The sequence below is a fragment of the Nocardioides sp. Kera G14 genome (assembly GCF_020715565.1).
Lineage (GTDB): Bacteria > Actinomycetota > Actinomycetes > Propionibacteriales > Nocardioidaceae > Nocardioides.
The window spans coordinates 3,292,027-3,309,135 of the sequence record NZ_CP085839.1 but is presented as its reverse complement, the minus strand read 5'-3'; the positions used below and the strand labels follow the sequence as shown (position 1 = coordinate 3,309,135).

The 17,109-nt window shown below is 69.3% G+C and carries 14 protein-coding genes; 6 read left to right on the top strand and 8 right to left on the bottom strand.

What is annotated here, in order from left to right; all coding sequences use genetic code 11:
* Positions 1–3: 3 nt before the first annotated feature.
* Positions 4–1,626 (bottom strand): murein biosynthesis integral membrane protein MurJ, encoded by a 1,623-nt coding sequence (murJ, locus tag LH076_RS16135; RefSeq protein ID WP_227781779.1) that lies wholly within the window; start codon positions 1,624–1,626, stop codon positions 4–6.
* A complete protein-coding gene (locus LH076_RS16130) occupies positions 1,623–3,812 on the bottom strand; it encodes a hypothetical protein (RefSeq protein WP_227781778.1) in 2,190 nt (729 codons plus the stop codon). The genes murJ and LH076_RS16130 overlap by 4 nt, the downstream gene beginning before the upstream one ends.
* 65 nt (positions 3,813–3,877) lie before the next feature.
* Here LH076_RS16130 and LH076_RS16125 point away from each other — a divergent pair, with 65 nt between their 5' ends.
* Complete coding sequence (locus LH076_RS16125; RefSeq protein WP_227781777.1) at positions 3,878–5,338, top strand: CCA tRNA nucleotidyltransferase; 1,461 nt, start codon at positions 3,878–3,880, stop codon at positions 5,336–5,338.
* Positions 5,339–5,347: 9 nt separating this feature from the next.
* A complete protein-coding gene (locus tag LH076_RS16120) occupies positions 5,348–5,830 on the top strand; it encodes an SRPBCC family protein (protein ID WP_227781776.1) in 483 nt (160 codons plus the stop codon).
* A 9-nt stretch (positions 5,831–5,839) separates the two neighbouring features.
* Here the strand turns inward: LH076_RS16120 and LH076_RS16115 are convergent, their stop codons facing one another.
* From LH076_RS16115 to LH076_RS16100, 4 genes are read right to left on the bottom strand one after another with little or no spacing between them, the layout of a single operon-like run.
* The gene (locus LH076_RS16115; RefSeq protein WP_227781775.1) at positions 5,840–6,982 is read right to left on the bottom strand and encodes a zinc-binding dehydrogenase; all 1,143 of its coding nucleotides are present in this window, start codon (positions 6,980–6,982) and stop codon (positions 5,840–5,842) included.
* A 17-nt stretch (positions 6,983–6,999) separates the two neighbouring features.
* Complete coding sequence (locus LH076_RS16110) at positions 7,000–8,106, bottom strand: PDR/VanB family oxidoreductase (protein WP_227781774.1); 1,107 nt, start codon at positions 8,104–8,106, stop codon at positions 7,000–7,002.
* Complete coding sequence (locus LH076_RS16105) at positions 8,103–9,023, bottom strand: metal-dependent hydrolase (RefSeq protein WP_227781773.1); 921 nt, start codon at positions 9,021–9,023, stop codon at positions 8,103–8,105. Before LH076_RS16105 ends, LH076_RS16110 begins: the two co-directional genes overlap by 4 nt.
* A gap of 15 nt (positions 9,024–9,038) precedes the next feature.
* On the bottom strand, positions 9,039–9,902 hold the full coding sequence (locus tag LH076_RS16100; protein ID WP_227781772.1) for an alpha/beta fold hydrolase: 864 nt from the start codon (positions 9,900–9,902) through the stop codon (positions 9,039–9,041).
* A 57-nt stretch (positions 9,903–9,959) separates the two neighbouring features.
* Between LH076_RS16100 and LH076_RS16095 the strand changes: the two genes are divergently transcribed.
* On the top strand, positions 9,960–10,598 hold the full coding sequence (locus tag LH076_RS16095; protein WP_227781771.1) for a TetR/AcrR family transcriptional regulator: 639 nt from the start codon (positions 9,960–9,962) through the stop codon (positions 10,596–10,598).
* Between the two features lie 71 nt (positions 10,599–10,669).
* On the opposite strand, the gene LH076_RS16090 is transcribed toward LH076_RS16095, so the two are convergent.
* Complete coding sequence (locus tag LH076_RS16090; protein WP_227781770.1) at positions 10,670–11,752, bottom strand: inositol-3-phosphate synthase; 1,083 nt, start codon at positions 11,750–11,752, stop codon at positions 10,670–10,672.
* Positions 11,752–12,321 (bottom strand): helix-turn-helix transcriptional regulator, encoded by a 570-nt coding sequence (locus LH076_RS16085; RefSeq protein ID WP_227781769.1) that lies wholly within the window; start codon positions 12,319–12,321, stop codon positions 11,752–11,754. Before LH076_RS16085 ends, LH076_RS16090 begins: the two co-directional genes overlap by 1 nt.
* A 98-nt stretch (positions 12,322–12,419) precedes the next feature.
* On the opposite strand from LH076_RS16085, the gene LH076_RS16080 reads away from it, so the two are divergent.
* Genes LH076_RS16080 through LH076_RS16070 form a run of 3 tightly spaced genes read left to right on the top strand, consistent with a single transcriptional unit; the run spans position 12,420 to position 17,108 of the window.
* Complete coding sequence (locus LH076_RS16080) at positions 12,420–14,690, top strand: transglycosylase domain-containing protein (protein WP_227781768.1); 2,271 nt, start codon at positions 12,420–12,422, stop codon at positions 14,688–14,690.
* On the top strand, positions 14,627–16,018 hold the full coding sequence (locus LH076_RS16075) for a glycosyltransferase family 87 protein (RefSeq protein WP_227781767.1): 1,392 nt from the start codon (positions 14,627–14,629) through the stop codon (positions 16,016–16,018). Before LH076_RS16080 ends, LH076_RS16075 begins: the two co-directional genes overlap by 64 nt.
* The gene (locus LH076_RS16070; RefSeq protein ID WP_227781766.1) at positions 15,975–17,108 is read left to right on the top strand and encodes a lipid II:glycine glycyltransferase FemX; all 1,134 of its coding nucleotides are present in this window, start codon (positions 15,975–15,977) and stop codon (positions 17,106–17,108) included. Before LH076_RS16075 ends, LH076_RS16070 begins: the two co-directional genes overlap by 44 nt.
* Position 17,109: the final 1 nt, after the last annotated feature.

Here is a 17,109-nt window from a genome sequence, read left to right as displayed (position 1 = left end):
GGTCTAACGTCGCAGTCGTGCGGTGAGCGTCTCAATCACGCCGGTGACCTCTTCGAGCCTGAGTGCCCGCGCGATGGCGAGGTATACGAGCCCGAAGACGACGCCGATCGTCGCGCCCTTGACCAGCGACAGCAGGAGGCCGCTCGGCTCCGCCATGCCCGGCACCGCCTCCAGCACCACCCATCCGGTGAGGAACGCTCCGGCGACCGCGATCAGGAGCCTCACCAGGTAGCGGGCGAAGACGGGCGTGTGCAGCCCGCCGAGTCGGTGCGAGAGGACGGCATAGGAGAGGCAGGCGCCGACGGCGTACGACGAGATGTAGGCGATGACGAGCATGGGTGCGGTCTGGTCGGGCGTCGTGCGCGTGACGAGCGTGACGGCCACGACGATGTTCGTCGCGGCGACGGCGCACTGGATGTAGAAGACGATGCGGTTCTCCTCGCGGGCGTAGAAGCCGCGGAGCACGAGGTAGTGCACGGTGAAGAAGACGAGTCCCGGCCCGAAGAGCATCAGCGTGTCGGTGTAGTTGCCGACCGTCTCCTTCGCGGCGCCGTAGCCCCAGAGGACGACCACGACTTTGTTGGCCACCAGAGGAAGTACGGCGGCGAACGGGACGATCACCGCCAGTGCGGTGCGCAATGTCGGGGCCAGGGTCCGGACGAGCCCGCGGTGGTCGTCGTCGGCAGCCCGTGCCGAGAGCCTGGGCAGGACGGCCGTCGCCAGCGACACCGTCACGATCGCGTGCGGCACCATGATGATCAGGAAGACGGCGGTGTAGACGGTGTATCCGGTGGCGTGGCTGCTGCCGCTGCCCGTGCCGGTGCCGGAGAGGCGGACGACGACGGCGTACGCGATCTGGTTGACGATCACGAAGGCCACGGTCCAGACGCCCAGGCGCAGGGTGTGCGAGAGCCCGGAGTCGCGGAAGTCCCAGCGCGGCCGGAGCGAGACGCCCGCCGCACGGAGGTAGGGGACGAGCACGACCAGCTGTGCCGCGATGCCGACGGTGGAGCCGAGGCCGAGGAGCCACTCGCGGCCGGCGCCGTAGGTGGGGCTCAGGGGATCGTCGGAGCCGTAGACGACGAGGTAGAGGACCAGGACGGCGACGGAAACCACGTTGTTGGTGATGGGCGCCCACATCATCGGCCCGAAACGCCCACGGGCGTTGAGGATCTGCCCGACCAGCACGAACATGCCGTAGAAGAAGACCTGCGGGAGACAGAGCCGGGCGAAGGCGACCGTCGCGTCGAAGGCGCCCGGCGGCCAACTGGTGTCGGCGAAGATCCGCATCACCCACGGGGCGATCACGATCAGGAGGACCGTCACACTCGCCAGGAAGACAGCGACGAGGGTGAGGACCCGCCCGGTGTAGGCCGCGCCCTCGTCGGGGTCGTTCTTGAGTGAGCGGACCAACTGCGGGACGAGCACGGCGTTGATCACGCCCCCGGCCAGCAGGATGTAGAGCATGTTCGGGATCGTGTTGGCGATGTTGAAGATGTCGGCGTGCAGCACGTTGCCGAGCGCCGCCGCCAGCAGCGCTGAGCGGACGAAACCGCTCAGCCGCGAGACCACCGTGCCGGCCGCCATCACCGCGCTGCTCCGGAGCATCGTCTGCTGGTCGCTCATGCGGGGCTGCCCTCCTCGCCCTCTCCGCGGCGGGCGTGCCGGACGCGGCGGATGAGGCGGGCGATGATGGCGCCGAAGAGGAGGCCGCACCCGACGGCGAGGAAGAGCCAGATGATCTTCGAGACCTGCGCCGCCCGCACCGGGACCTCGACGCCGGTGCCGAGATGGACGCCGTCCTTGTCGGTCAGGACCAGCCGTGCGCTGTGGACGCCGACCCGCGCATGGGTCGCCTGCATCAGGACGGTGGCCGACGCCCCGCCGGCGATCTCGACGGCCTTGGGCGTGGTGATCGTGAGCCCCTCGTCCGTGAGCGGCTGCAGGGTGACGGTGACCGGCTGCGTGAGGTCGTTGGTCACGGTCGCGGCGAACCGACCACTCGAGCCCGACAGGGTGACGGCCCTGGGCGCCTGGACACGGATCCGGCCGAGGAGCGCTTGGATGGCGAAGACCGAGCCGCTCGCACCCCCGGTCGGGGCGCCGCGGCGCTGGTAGGAGAGGTCGGCCAGCGCCTCGTCCAGGGTGGCGTCGGCGACGGCGGTGTTGCCGGTGAGGACGTGTTGGAGGGTGCGGCCGAACCGGATCAGGTCACCGCTCGCGGCGAAGGTGGCACCGCTGAGCACCTGCCGGTCGTTGGTGTCGGGCACCTGCAGGTGGTCGAAGTCGATCGCCGTGACGGGAGCACTGGTCACGGTGGAGCTGAGGGAGCGCGGGGAGAGCCACGGCTGCCGCAGGCCCAGCGCGAGCTGCTCGGCGTCGACGCCCTCCCACCGCGTCGGAAGCTGTACGACGACGGGCTCTCCCGTCGCCGAGAGTGACCGCAACGCCGCCTCGGCGAGGATCCGCTGGCGCAGGGCCGTCCCGGCAAGGCGGTCGTCCGGCCCGGGACCGCCGGTGCTGACGTCAGAGCTGACCGGGACGAGGTCGAGGTCGGCACTGCGCACGAGGGTCGGGTCCGCCATCGCGGTGGCGCTCGGGTCGCCCTCGGCGGGCAGCATGCTGTTGGTCACCAGCACAGGTGTCGTGGCGTCGGCGGTGCGGAGGAGCCCGGCAGTGTCGGCGTCGAGCGCGCCTGCGATCGGCGCGTTGACCGGCGTGGTGGTCAGGCCCCAGGCCTTGAAGACCTCGTCGCCCCGCGTGCGGGCGGTCTTGTAGACCGAGGTGTCGTGCAGTGCGGCACCGGTGAGATCGAGGTCGCCGTAGGGCAGTGCGAGGACGTCGGCGCCCTGCAGCGCGTGCGACATGCCGGCCCACCAGTCCGCGGCGAGCGCGGCGGCCTTCTGCGTGGCCTCGTCGGGGGTGTCTCCGTCGTCGGCGTCGGGATCCTCAGGGGACGGTGAGGGCGACGCGTCGGGTGAGCTGCCGTCGCCCTGGTCATCGTCGGACGCGTCCTCCGCAGGCGCGGGCGCCAGGGGACGGGGCGGGTTGCCGGCGGCCAGCTGCTGGACGGCGGCCAGGACGGCGGGGTCCACGAGCCAGGACACGTCGTGCCCGGCCGGGCCCCGTGCCAGCGTCAGAATCCGGCCTAGGCGGCCGTCGGGCTCTAGCAGGTCGCTCCAGCGGTCCACGTCGGCGAGGGCGCCCTCGCCGTTACGCGTGACGGTCGCCCGGACCGGGACGATCACCGTCGCGCTGATCGGGGTCGCCGACTTCGCGAGGAGCGGCAGGAAGGTCCGGGCGCGGCCGTCCGCGACGCCGTCACGCCCGTCCGGGCCGGTGCCGAGTGCGTGGACGCCGAACCAGTAGACCCCCGGCGCGCCCACACCCTCAGCCTCCAGGTCGGAGCGCTTGACGGTGAGCGTGTAGCTCACCGACTGCCCGGGCAGGATCGTCGGGATCGTCACGACGTCGGTGAGGATCCGACTCCCGACCTCGGCATCGGCGGGCTGGGCCAGGGCCGCGGTCAGCTCGTCGGAGGTCGTCATCGGCGTGGAGCTGACGAAGGGCGAGATGCCGACGTCGAGCCAGGTCACGGTGTCGGTGTTGGTCACGGTGCCGCTGACCCTGATCGGCCCGTTCTTGGGGATCGCGCCCGGCGTGAGGCTGGTGATCGCGACCGTCAGGGGCGTGGTCGCCTCGGCGCGGTGGGTGTCGACGACGGCCGTGGCCGACGGGATCGGCAGCGCGACGAGAAGCGTGATCAGGAGGAGCCCGGGCAGCGTCAGGGCGCGCTGCAGGGCTCGGGGCATGCGGTTCACGATAACGGGGTAGGACCCTGCCCCTCCTAAACTGCTCTGCTGTGTCCGATGCCGCCGTGTCCCAGCTCACCGTCGCTGACGTGCAGCGTCAGGTGACCACCGAGCTGGACCGGATCGGCCCCGTCATCGACTCCCTCGGGGAGCTCTTCGCCGCGGCCGGATTCGAGCTCGCGCTCGTCGGTGGACCGGTGCGCGACGCGATGCTCGGCCGGCAGCACAACGACCTGGACTTCACCACCTCGGCCCGCCCGGACGATACCGAGCGGCTCCTCCGCGAGTGGATCCGCGGCGAGAAGGGCAGCGGCATCTGGGACATGGGCCGTGACTTCGGCACGATCGGCTGCCGGCGGGGGCCGTGGCAGGTCGAGGTGACGACGTACCGGTCCGAGACGTATGACCCCGACTCCCGCAAACCCGACGTCGACTTCGGCGACACCCTCGCCGGCGACCTCGGTCGGCGCGACTTCACCGTCAACGCGATGGCCGTGCGTCTGCCCGGGCGCGAGGTCGTGGACCTGTACGGCGGCGTGGTCGACCTCGCGACCGGCGTACTCCGGACTCCGGGGACTCCGGAGGCGAGCTTCTCCGACGACCCGCTGCGAATGATGCGGGCTGCGCGCTTCGCCGCCCAGCTCGGCTTCTCCGTGGCCCCTGAGGTCGTGGCGGCGATGACCGCGATGGCCGATCGGATCTCGATCATCAGCGCTGAGCGCGTGCGCGACGAGCTGGTGAAACTGATCTGCGCACCGCATCCGCGCCTCGGCCTGACGCTGCTCGTCGACACCGGCCTGGCGGCCCTCGTCCTGCCGGAGCTCCCGGCGCTCCAGCTCGAGCGCGACGAGCACCACCGGCACAAGGACGTCTACGAGCACACGCTCACCGTCCTCGAGCAGTCGATCGACCTGGAACACCGCCTCGGACTCGAGGAGCCCGACTTCATCAGCCGCTTCGCCGCGCTGATGCACGACGTGGGCAAGCCGAAGACGCGGCGCTTCGTCGAGGGTGGCGTCGTCACCTTCCACCACCACGACGTGGTCGGCGCCAAGATCACGCGCAAGCGGATGCAGGCGCTCAAGTTCTCCAATGCCGAGATCGACGCCGTCTGCCAGCTCGTCGAGCAGCACCTCCGCTTCCACGGGTACGGCGACGGCGACTGGACCGATTCGGCGGTGCGTCGCTACGTCCGGGACGCCGGCGATCAGCTGAGCCGCCTCCACATCCTCACGCGTGCCGACTGCACGACGCGCAACCGACGCAAGGCCGAGCGCCTCGCCCGCACCTACGACGAGCTCGAGACCCGGATCGAGCGACTGGCCGAGGAGGAGGAGCTGAGCGCGCTCCGCCCGGCGCTCAACGGTGACCAGATCATGGCGCTGCTCGACCTCAAGCCCGGCCGCGAGGTCGGCGAGGCCTACCGCTTCCTCATGGAGCTGCGCCTCGATGAGGGTGTCCTCTCCGAGGAGGAGGCGGCGGAGCGGCTCCGGACATGGTGGTCAGAACGGGTTACCAACCAGTAACTTGCTCGTATGAGTGAAGCTGCTGCCGCCGCTGTCGGAACCGAGCTGAAGGCGACGATCACGATCGACGCCACTCCCGCGCAGGTCTGGGCGCTGGTGAGCGACGTCAAGCGGATGAGCGAGTGGAGCCCGCAGGTCGTCCGGTCGGTGGTCCTCGGCGGGCCGGTGAAGCGCGGCACCCGTTTCCTCAACGTCAACCAGCAGGGCTGGAAGCGCTGGCCCACGACGGCGAAGGTCGTGCGCTTCACCCCGCACACTGACTTCGCCTTCCGGATCACCGAGAACCGGTCGGTCTGGTCCTTCCAGCTCGAGCCGACGCCGGAGGGCGGGACGCTGGTCACCCACCGCCGCGAGACCCCGGACGGGATCAGCGCCGTCTCCAAGGTCCTGACCGCCACCGTGCTCGGTGGTCAGAAGAGCTTCGTCCCCGAGCTTCTCGAGGGCATGAGCCAGACCCTCGAGCGGGTCAAGGCTGAGGCCGAGCAGAACTAGCGAGCAGAACTAGAGCGACGGGTCGATCAGGATCTTCGCGTGGACCTCGGGGTTGCCGAGGTCGGTGAAGGCCTTGCTGACGCCCTCGAGTCCGACCGTGCCGGTGTGGAGCGGGCTCGGGTCGACCTTGCCCGAGGCGATCATGCCGAGGGTCTGGTTGAACTCCGCCGGGTCGTAGCCGAACGCGAAGCGGATCTCGATCTCCTTGTTGATCGCCGCGGCCGGGCGGAAGGAGTCGGGCTCCATGCAGACGCCGACGACCACCAGGCGGGTCATGATCGGGGCGGCGGTGACGATCTGCTCGATCATGCCGGGGATGCCGACGCACTCGAAGACCACCGGTCCCTGGGGAGCCTGGCCGAGGAGCTCGGCGTGCAGGAGTGCCTTCTCCCACGGCAGGAACGGCACCCGGCGGGCGGCACCGACGGCCTTGATGCCGTACTCGGCGTACGCCGCCGGCGAGCTGATCGGACCGGTCGGGCGGTAGACGTCCCACGGGGACTCCTCGCGCGGGTCGACAACCGTCGTGGCCCCGCACTGCTCGGCGAGCCTGCGGCGGGCAGGCGAGAAGTCCGAGGCGATGATCTTCTTCGCCCCCGCAGCGCGCAGCATGAGGATGATCGCCAGCCCGATCGGGCCGCAGCCGATCACGATCACGGGGCGCTTGCCGACCTTGGCCCGGCGTACGGCATGCCAGGCGACGGCCAGCGGCTCGGTGAAGGCGGCGAGGTCGGGCTCGAGACCCTCGGGCACCTCGAACGTGAAGGCCTCCTGGACCACCGTGTACTCGGCGTACGCACCGGGGGCACCCTCCTCGAAGCCGACCAGGTGGGTGCCGTCGGCGTCGCGGCGGACGGGGAGCGCGGTCACGAGCGTGCCCGGCTTCCACGTCCCGCGCGTCTGCGGGCCGTAGGCGACGACCTCACCGACGAGCTCGTGGCCGAAGACGACCGAGGAGCCGGCGGCCATGACGCCGGGGTAGCCGCTCTCCGAGGCGATCTCGGCGAGCTCCGCAGCATGGGTGCGGGCATGGAGGTCGGAGCCGCAGATGCCGGCTCGCACCACCTTGACCAGCAGCTGGCCCGGCCCCGGCTGCGGCTGGGTGACGGTGGTGACGGACAGCTCGCCGTCCTGGCAGACGACTGCCTTCATGGGTGCGCTCCTTGTGCTCATACGTCGAGGACGACCGTGCCCGAGCCGCGGGAGACGCACAGCAGCATGTGGCCCTCGCGCTCGTAGTCGGTCAGCTTGCGGTCGCGGTGCTCCACGGTGCCTTCGAGGACCCGTACCTTGCAGGTGCCGCAGAACCCCTGCTGGCAGCTGTAGGCCTGGCCCGGATGGACCCGGCGCACGGCGGTCAGGGCCGTCTCGTCGGCACGGACCGGCAGGTCGACGCCCTCCCGCTCCAGGCGGATCCGGAAGGGCTTCCCCGCCACGACCGGCGGCGGTGAGAAGCGCTCGTAGTGCAGGGCATCGATCTGCGGATCGGGGATGGCCCGGCGCAGGGCGTCGATCATCGGCGTGGGGCCACAGGTGTACAGCGCCGCGCCCGCAGGTGCGAGCGAGATGATCTTCGCGGCATCAGGGGTGCCGTACTCGTCGTCGGGCCAGACGTGGATCCGCTCGGCATTGCCCGGTCGGGCTCCGGCGATCTCGGCGATCTCATCCAGGAACGGCATCGAGTCGCGGGTGCGTCCTGTGTAGACGAGCGTCCACGGCACCCTGTTGCGCCGTGCGGTGCGGCGCAGCATCGGGAGGATCGGCGTGATGCCGATGCCACCGGCCACGAAGAGGTAGCCGGCCTCGTTGAAGACGAACGGGAACGCCTCGCGTGGCCCGCGGACCACGAGTGCGTCGCCCACCTCGAGCTCGTGCATCTCGATCGAGCCACCACCACCGCCGGCCTCCAGCGGAATCCGGCGTACGGCGATGCGCCACTGGTTCGGGTTGTCGCGGCGGCCGTTGAGCGAGTACTGCCGGACCTTGCCCGAGGGGAGCACGACGTCGATGTGGGCGCCGGGGAACCACCAGGGGAACTGCTTGCAGTCGGCGCGGGAGAGCTCGAAGACCTTCACACCTTCGCCGGCGACGGTGATCCGGGAGACGACCGCCCTGAGGTCGCGATCGACCTGGCCGATCGGGTGGCGTGAGCGCGAGGTGCGGAGCGCGACCGGGATGGCGACCCGACGGACCAGCGTGTCGAGCGTCCGCATGGTGCGGTTGGGATCGGCCGTCGGCGGCACGCGTACGCCGACACCCCGGGGGGTCTCGCTCACTGCTCGGGAGCCACCTCGGCCGCGAGGGCGTCGGCGCGCAGGGCCGCCGGCGACTTCGCGAGGTAGGCGACGGCCTGCGCCGTGTTGCCCTCGTGGTCCGGGTGGTACCAGGGCGAGAAGAACTTCAGCGACGAGGTCGCCATCAGGAGCGGCCCGGGCGTGAGGCCCTTGGCACTGGCCCGCAGCCAGCTGCTCACCTTCGGTCGGCCGGGCCGGTTCACCGTGTCGTGCTCCATCAGGTAGCGCACGCCCTGGATCCAGAGCCAGATCAGCGCGGGACCGCCGATGCCGTAGGCCAGGATGCGCTGGAAGTAGCGCCCGTCCAGGTGCTGGAAGACGTCGTAGGCCACCGCGCGATGCTCGACCTCCTCGGCACCGTGCCACCGGAGCAGGTCGAGCATGGTCTCGTCGGCGCCAGCCGCGTCGAGGCCCGGCGTGTTGAGCACCCAGTTGCCGAGCACCGCGGTGAGGTGCTCGATGGCCGCGACGATCGAGACGCGCTGGACCAGCCACTCCTCCTTGGCCCGGCCGGTGAGGTCGCGGTCGCCGAGGATCCGCTGGAAGAGGTCGGCCACCTGGGCCACGTAGGCACGGGTGTCGAGGCCGTGCTCGTCGAAGTAGTCGAGGACGCCCTGGTGGGAGGAGGCGTGCACGCCCTCCTGCCCGATGAAGCCGATGACCTCCTCCCTGAGCTGCTCGTCCTGGATCAGGGGGAGCGCCTCGGAGAAGACCTTGACGAACCAGCGCTCGCCCTCGGGAAGCAGCAGGTGGAGGACGTTGACCAAGTGGGAGGCGAAGACCTCACCGGGGATCCATGCGAGCGGCAGGCCGGTCCAGTCGAAGTGGACGTCGCGGGCGTTGAGTGCCACCTTCGCGGGCTCGTGCAGGCGGTTGATGCTCGGCATCTTGAGGGCCATCGGGTGTTCCTCCGCTCAGACGTTCTTGATGAAGTCGACGATATGTCGGGCGATGCGCTCCGGATCCTGCTCGACGACCCAGTGGTTGCCCGGGATGACGTGGGACGTGAGGGTGGCGACGTACGGCGCCGGCGCCTGGGTCTGGAGGGCGACCGTGACGTGGGCGTCGTCGGTGGGGGCGAGCACCTGGACTGGCACCTGGATCGGCGCGGGCCGGGGCCGGGCCATGCGGCCGGTGAAGTTGGCGCGGTAGAGCTCCAGTCCGTTGATCGCGTCACGGGGCTTGATGTGGCGGTCGACCGCCTGGGGCCGGGCCGCGTCACCGGCACGCTTGGAGTGGGCAACCGCCTTGCCGAGGACCCCCCGCGAGAGCAGCAGCTCCGGCAGGCGGGGAAGCTGGAAGGCTGCGACGTACCAGGAGTCCGCGAGCTGCTTGAGCGTGCTGACCGGGTGGCCCGCCCCGCGCAGCCAGCGGCCCGCCATGTCCAGGCTCGGCCCCGAGATGGAGGTGTAGGAGAGGATCCGCGCTCCGAGGGCGTCCGTGCGGAGGGCGTCCCAGCACTGGATCGAGCCCCAGTCGTGGGCGATCAGGTGGACGTTCTTCCCGGCGGCGGTCGCGTCGATCACGGCGCCGAGGTCGGCGACGAGCTGCGGGATGCGGTAGCCCGAGCGTCGCGACGGGGCGTCGGAGGCACCTGCGCCACGTACGTCGTAGGTGACGACATGGAAGTCAGCGGCGAGGAGCTCGAGCACGCCGTCCCACACCGTGTGGTCGTCGGGGTAACCGTGCACCGCGACGAGCGTCGGGTCGGCCGGGTCCCCGGCCTCGTAGACCGCGAGGTTCAGACCGTCCGTGGTCGCCACGTTGCGAGTGCTCACTCCGGCAAATTACTACGGGACTGTAGTAAATGTCATCGGCTGGTTAGGATCCCTTCCATGAGCGTCGTGGGGAAGGTGCGCAAGCGACGGCCCTACGCCGCCCGGATCCCTCCCGCTGAGCGCCGCGAGCAACTGCTCGACGCTGCCCTGGTCATCGTCAACCGGGATGGCTATGACTCCCTCAGCATCGCCAGCGTCGCGGCGGAGGCCGGTGTGACCAGGCCGGTCGTCTACGGAGCGTTCACCGACCTCACCGACCTCTCGCGGGCGCTGCTGGACCGCACCCAGCAGCGGGCGGTCGACCAGATCATGGACGTCTTCCGGCCGCTCCTGGTCGACAGCGTCGACCTCTACGTCTGGGCGTCGACCCATCTGCGGCAACTGATCGACATCGTCAGCGCGGACAAGGACACCTGGCGTCCGATCCTCACCCATATCCCCGGTCGCCCGGCGGAGGTCTCCGAGCGGATCGAGGTGACCCGGTCCGGCATCAAGGCGATCATCGCCGACGTGATCCGGTCGGTCGGTCGCTCCGGCATCGACCCGGTCATCGCGGCACATGCCGCGCTCGGCACCCTTGAGGAGATCGGTCGCCAGCTTCTGGTCGAGCCGGTGACGCTCGACGTCGACGCCTGCATCGAGACCGCGGAGGTGCTGCTCCGCTCGATCGTCGAGACCGCGCCGCGCAAGGTCTGAACTCGCCTGACCGGGCCTGAAAATGCGAAGAACCCCCGCCGGAGCGGGGGTTCTCGCAGAGGATAGGTCGATCAGGCGCCGATGATGAACGCCTCGAGCTGGGCGCGACCCTCGGTGTCCTCGATCTGGACCGGCGGGCTCTTCATGAGGTACGCCGACGCCGGGAGGATCGGGCCGCCGATACCACGGTCCTTGGCGATCTTCGCGGCACGCACGGCGTCGATGATGATGCCGGCGCTGTTCGGGGAGTCCCACACCTCGAGCTTGTACTCGAGGTTGAGCGGAACGTCACCGAAGGCACGACCCTCGAGGCGGACGTAGGCCCACTTGCGGTCGTCGAGCCACGCGACGTAGTCGGACGGACCGATGTGGACGTTCTTCGAGTCCACCAGACCGGACAGCGGACCGGTCAGGTTGGACGTGACGGCCTGGGTCTTGGAGACCTTCTTGGACTCGAGGCGCTCGCGCTCGAGCATGTTCTTGAAGTCCATGTTGCCGCCGACGTTGAGCTGGTACGTGCGGTCCAGCGTGACGCCACGGTCCTCGAAGAGCTTCGCCATCACGCGGTGCGTGATGGTGGCGCCGACCTGCGACTTGATGTCGTCGCCGACGATCGGGACGCCGGCCTCGGTGAACTTGGCAGCCCACTCGGGGTCGGAGGCGATGAAGACCGGGAGGGCGTTGACGAAGGCCACGCCCGCGTCGATGGCCGCCTGGGCGTAGAACTTGTCGGCCTGCTCCGAGCCCACCGGAAGGTAGGAGACGAGGACGTCGACCTGGTTGTCCTTGAGGACCTGGACGACGTCGACGTCGGCAGCGCCCGACTCGTCGATCGTCTGGCGGTAGTACTTGCCGAGACCGTCGAGGGTCGGGCCCTTCTGGACCTCGACATTCTTGAACGGAACGTCGGCGATCTTGATGGTGTTGTTCTCCGAGGCGTTGATGGCCTCGGACAGGTCCTTGCCGACCTTCTTGTCATCGACGTCGAACGCCGCGACGAACTCCACGTCGGAGACGTGGTAGTCGCCGAACTTGACGTGCATGAGCCCCGGGACGGTGCTCGACGCGTCGGCGTCCTTGTAGTACTCGACACCCTGGACGAGGGAGCTGGCGCAGTTGCCAACACCCGCGATTGCTACGCGAATCGAACCCATCAGGGCTCCTTCCTTAGTGTGACTGCCTGCGAATCGTTCCGCTCGGCATTGATGAGGTCTGACAACCAGCGGACCTCGCGCTCCACAGACTCGACGCCGTGCCTCTGGAGCTCGGCGGCGTACTGGTCAACTTCCTTCTGGGTCATGGCCAGCTCACGTTGGACGCGGTCGAGCCGCTCCTGGAGGCGGGTACGTCGTCCCTCGAGGACGCGCAGCCGGATCTCCATGTCGGTGCGGCCGAAGAACGCGAACCGGATGTCGAAGTTGTCGTCTTCCCACGCTGTGGAATCGACCTGGGACATCAGGCGCTCGAACTCCGTGTGACCGGCCTCGGTGACCCTGTAGACGATCCGAGGACGACGCGTCACCGGAGTGACCGCAGTGGTCTCCTCCTCGATGAGGTCGGCCCGCAACATCTTCTTCAGGGTGGGGTAGAGCGATCCGTAGGAGAGCACCCGGCCCCAACCGAGCATGAGATTGAGCCGCTTGCGCAGCTCGTAGCCGTGCATGGGGCCCTCGTGCAGGAGTCCGAGGACTGCCAGCTCGATGGTCTCTGCGCGACGTGCCATAGATGCATCGTAGCGATATATCCGTCTGTTGCGAATCCGCGACACGTACGCCGCTGTGCGTACTCTCTTCCCTCGTGGCGAGTGGCAAGAGGGCACCAGTGAGGAAGAAGGCACCGGTCCGGAAGGGGGCCGCGGCACCGCTGGGTGCGCGCGGTTGGACCCTCCGGGTGCTCAAGTGGTGCCTCATCGCGGGGCTCTCGCTCTTCCTGCTGCTCGTCGTGATCGGGTTCGTCGCCTACCAGCGCACCAAGATCCCCAGCCCCAACGAGGCGTTCCAGACCCAGTCGACGTACATCTACTACGCCGGCGGCAAGACGAAGATCGGCCAGTTCGCGCAGCAGAACCGCGAGTCGATCTCGTACTCGCAGATGCCGGACTGCATCAAGTCCGCCGTGGTCGCCGCGGAGAACCGCTCTTTCTGGACCGACAAGGGCATCGACCCCAAGGGCATCCTGCGCGCGGCGTTCTCCAACGCCCAGGCCGGCCAGATCACCGGTGGTGCCTCGACGATCACGCAGCAGTACGTGAAGATCCTCTACCTCAGCCAGCAGCGGACCTACACGCGCAAGATCAAGGAGGCCTTCCTCTCGCTCAAGCTGCAGCGGCAGAAGAGCAAGCAGGAGATCCTCGAGGGCTACCTCAACACCATCTACTTCGGCCGCGGTGCGTACGGCATCCAGGCTGCCTCCGAGGCCTACTTCGACGAGCCGGCCTCCAAGCTGGACCTCGACGAGTGCGCGGTGCTCGCCTCCGTGCTCAACAACCCGTCGCGGCTCAGCCCCGACCGCACCGACGACTCCGGCGTCAACGAGGACCTGCTCCAGCGTTACCGCTACGTGCTCAACGGCATGGCGGACGCGGGCGACATCACCGACAGCGAGGCGGCCGATGCCGAGGCGGCGCTGCCGAAGGTCGCGAAGCAGAAGCAGTCGTCCTCCAAGGGTGGCCAGAAGGGCCACATGCTGACCTTGGTCGAGAACGAGCTCAACAAGCTCGGCTTCTCCGACCAGGAGATCACCGGCGGTGGCCTGCGCGTCACCACCACCTTCAACCGGCAGGACATGGCCAACGCCGAGGAGGCGGTGAAGGAGAACGCGCCGACCACGACGAAGGACGGCAGCGCGAAGATCACCGACAAGCAGCTCCACGTCGGTGTCGCCACCGTCCAGCCCGGCACGGGTGCACTGCTCGGCTTCTACGGCGGCCAGGACTTCCTCAAGTCCGAGATCAACTGGGCCGCCGCCGGCGGCATGGCCGGCTCGACGATGAAGCCGTTCACCCTGGCCACCGCGCTCGGAGCGGGCTTCTCGCTCAAGGACACCTTCGACGGCAACTCGCCCTTCACCTTCCCGGGCTCGACGCTCCAGGTGCACAACGAAGGTGAGCAGGCCGGTGAGGCCAACGGTCACTCCTACGGCTCCCACATCACCGCGCTGACGGCGCTCGAGCAGTCGGTCAACACCGCCTTCGTCGACATGTCGAGCTCGATCCCGAACGGCTCCAAGGCGGTCTACAAGACCGCCACGGAGATGGGCCTGGCGCCCACCAAGCCGGAGCAGGACCTTCCGGGGATCCCCGACCACACGCCGGACCTGCTCCCGTCCGACTCGCTGATCACACTGGGCAAGGCGCAGGTCAGCCCGATCAACCTCGCCAACGCCTACGCGACGATCGCCGCGGGCGGCAAGCGTGCCGACGTCCACGTCATCACGAAGGTCGTCGACCGCGACGGCGTCGTCCGCTACCAGTGGAAGAACAACGCCAAGCAGGTCATCGACAAGGACATCGCCGCCGACGTCTCGTACGCGATGCAGCAGGTGGTGAAGAGCGGTACCGGTCGCGCGGCACTGGCCCTGGGCCGTCCCGCCGCCGGCAAGACCGGTACGGCGACCAATGACAAGGGCCAGGTCTCCTCGGCGTGGTTCACCGGCTTCACCCCTCAGCTCTCGACGGCGGTCATGTACGTCCGCGGCAAGGGCCGTGAGCAGCTGGACGGTTGGATGCCGTCGTACTTCGGTGCCGACTATCCGACCGACACGTGGCTCGCGGTGATGGAGCGCGACCTCGAGGGCCAGCCGGAGGAGGACTTCCCGCCGCCCGCCTGGGTCGACGGTGACGCACCGGACGACGACCATGACCCGGGGCTTGTCGCACCCCCGCCGAGCAACCCGAAGCCGAAGGCCACCAAGTCGGCGAAGCCGAAGGCCACCAAGTCGGCCACTCCGGTCGCGCCGACGCCGGCCGCATCCTCCACGGCGCCTCAGCCCGCGCAGCCGAACCCGACGTGCGGAGGCTTGCTCCCGGCTTGCCAGACCGAGCAGCCGTCGGCGACCGCGTCGGCGACGCAGACCTCGTCCTCAGGCCCGTGATCCACGCCGGGCGCACGTGGTGGACGCCGCTGCGGGTGCTGCTCGCGGTCACGGCGGTGACGTTCGCGCTCGGCATGGTGCAGAAGGCCGGGTGCTACTCCAAGACGTGGGAGAACTCTGAGGGACGCTATGTCCAGATGTGCTACTCGGACCTGCCCTACCTCTACACCGGGCGCGGACTGGCCGAGCTGGACTGGCCCTACTCCGACGACGCGCAGACCCGCTCCCGCTATGAGGTGATGGAGTACCCGGTCGGCATCGCCTACTGGGCCTGGGGCGCGGCGTGGGTCACGCACTGGCTCAAGGGCTCGCCTCCGATGGAGCCACGTCACGAGGCGGCCACCGACCAGCTGTGGTCGATGCCCGCGGTCCATGCCGAGATCGGGCCGTACGTTGCCGTCAACGCACTCGGCTTCGCCATCCTCGCGCTGGCGGCGACGTGGCTGCTCGTCCTCTCCCGGCGGGGCCCGCGCGGCAGTCCATGGGACGTCCTCTGGTTCGCCGCGTCGCCGATGCTGCTGGTCACCGGGCTGGTCAACTGGGACCTGCTGGCCGTCACGTGCGTCGCCGCGGCGATCTTCGCGTGGTCACGGGGGCGCCCCGGCTGGGCCGGCGTCGCGATTGGCCTCGGCACGGCGATGAAGCTCTATCCGCTCTTCCTCCTCGGGGCGATCGTGATCCTCGCCTGGCGGGCGCGGCGATGGCCGGCAGTGGGCCTCGCGTTCCTCGGTGCAGGGCTGAGCTGGCTGCTCGTCAATGCTCCGGCGATGCTCGGCGGCTGGGACGAGTGGAAGGTCTTCTGGAGCTTCAACTCCAGTCGCGGTGCCGACCTCGGCTCGCTCTGGTTGGTCGCGCAGCAGGTCACCGGCCACACCTTCACGCCGCACACGATCAACGTCTGGTCCTGGCTGCTCTTCGGTCTGTGGTGCGCCCTGACCCTGGCCGTCGGTCTCGCCGCACGGCGTACGCCGACCTTCGCCGAGCTGGGGTTCGTGGTCGTCGCGGGCTTCCTCATCGTCAACAAGGTCTACTCCCCGCAGTACGTGCTCTGGCTGCTGCCGCTGGCCGTCATCGCGCGTCCACGGTGGCGTGAGCAGGCATGGTGGCAGGGCGCCGAGTTCGCCTACTTCGCCCTCGTCTGGTGGTACCTCGGCGGCTTCCTCGCTCCCGGCGGCGGCGACCAGCAGCCCTTCTACTGGCTCGGGATCCTGGTCCGCGTCGCGGGCGAGCTGTGGCTCGTCGGCCGGATCGTCCACGGGTGGTTTCCGCGGGTAGGGTCGGCGCGTGACCCTGAGCGTGCGGCGGATCTCGCCTCAAGTCCATCGTGAGTGGGTGCGGCAGCAACGCTCGGTCAGCTTCCTGCAGACGCCCGCGTGGGCGCGAGTCAAGACGGAGTGGCGGTCGGAGTCGGTCGGGTGGTTCCGCGGTGAAACTCTGGTCGGGGCGGCGCTCGTGCTGCACCGTCCCGTGCCGAAGCTGAAGCGCTACACGCTCGCCTACGTGCCCGAAGGTCCGTCGATCGACTGGTCGGGCGATCTCGCGGAGTGGCTGGAGCCGCTGTCGGCGTACCTCCGGAAGAACGGGGCCTTCGCGGTCCGGCTCGGTCCGCCGGTACGGACGGCGACGTGGAGCGCCGCGCAGGTCAAGGAGGGCGTCGCCTCCGATTCCGTACGTCGACTGGGCGATCTCGCGCCTGAACACCGCTATCCCGAGGGCGCTCGGGTGGTCTCCCAGCTCCGCTCTGCCGGGTGGGTGCTGCAGTCGCCGGAGGACGGCTTCGGTGCGGGGCAGCCGCAGTACACGTACGAGATCCCGCTCGTGGTCGACGGCCAGCGGCGGACCGAGGACGACCTGCTCAAGGGCATGAACCAGCTCTGGCGGCGCAATATCAAGAAGGCCGACAAGGAGGGCGTCGAGGTCCGGGTCTCACTCGACCTGTCCGACCTGCGAGCCTTCCACGACCTCTACGTCCACACGGCCGAGCGTGACCACTTCACGCCGCGACCGCTCTCCTACTTCGAGACGATGTTCCGCGAGCTGTCGGCCGAGGACCCCCGTCGCATCCGCCTCTACCTCGCGAGGCACGAGGGCGACCTCGTCGCCGCGACGATCCTCGTGCAGGTCGGGGCCTGGTCCTGGTACTCCTACGGCGCCTCCTCGACGGAGAAGCGCGAGGTCCGCGGTTCCAACGCCCTGCAGTGGGCGATGATCCGCGACTCGCTCGCTGCCGGGTGCGATGTCTATGACCTGCGCGGCATCACGCCGACGCTGGACTCGGCGGACTCGCATGTGGGCCTGATCCAGTTCAAGGTCGGCACCGGTGGCCAGGCCGTGGAGTACGCCGGCGAGTGGGACCGGGCGCTCAGGCCCCTGATCTACAAGGCCTTCACGGCCTACATGAACCGGCGAGGTCGTTGAG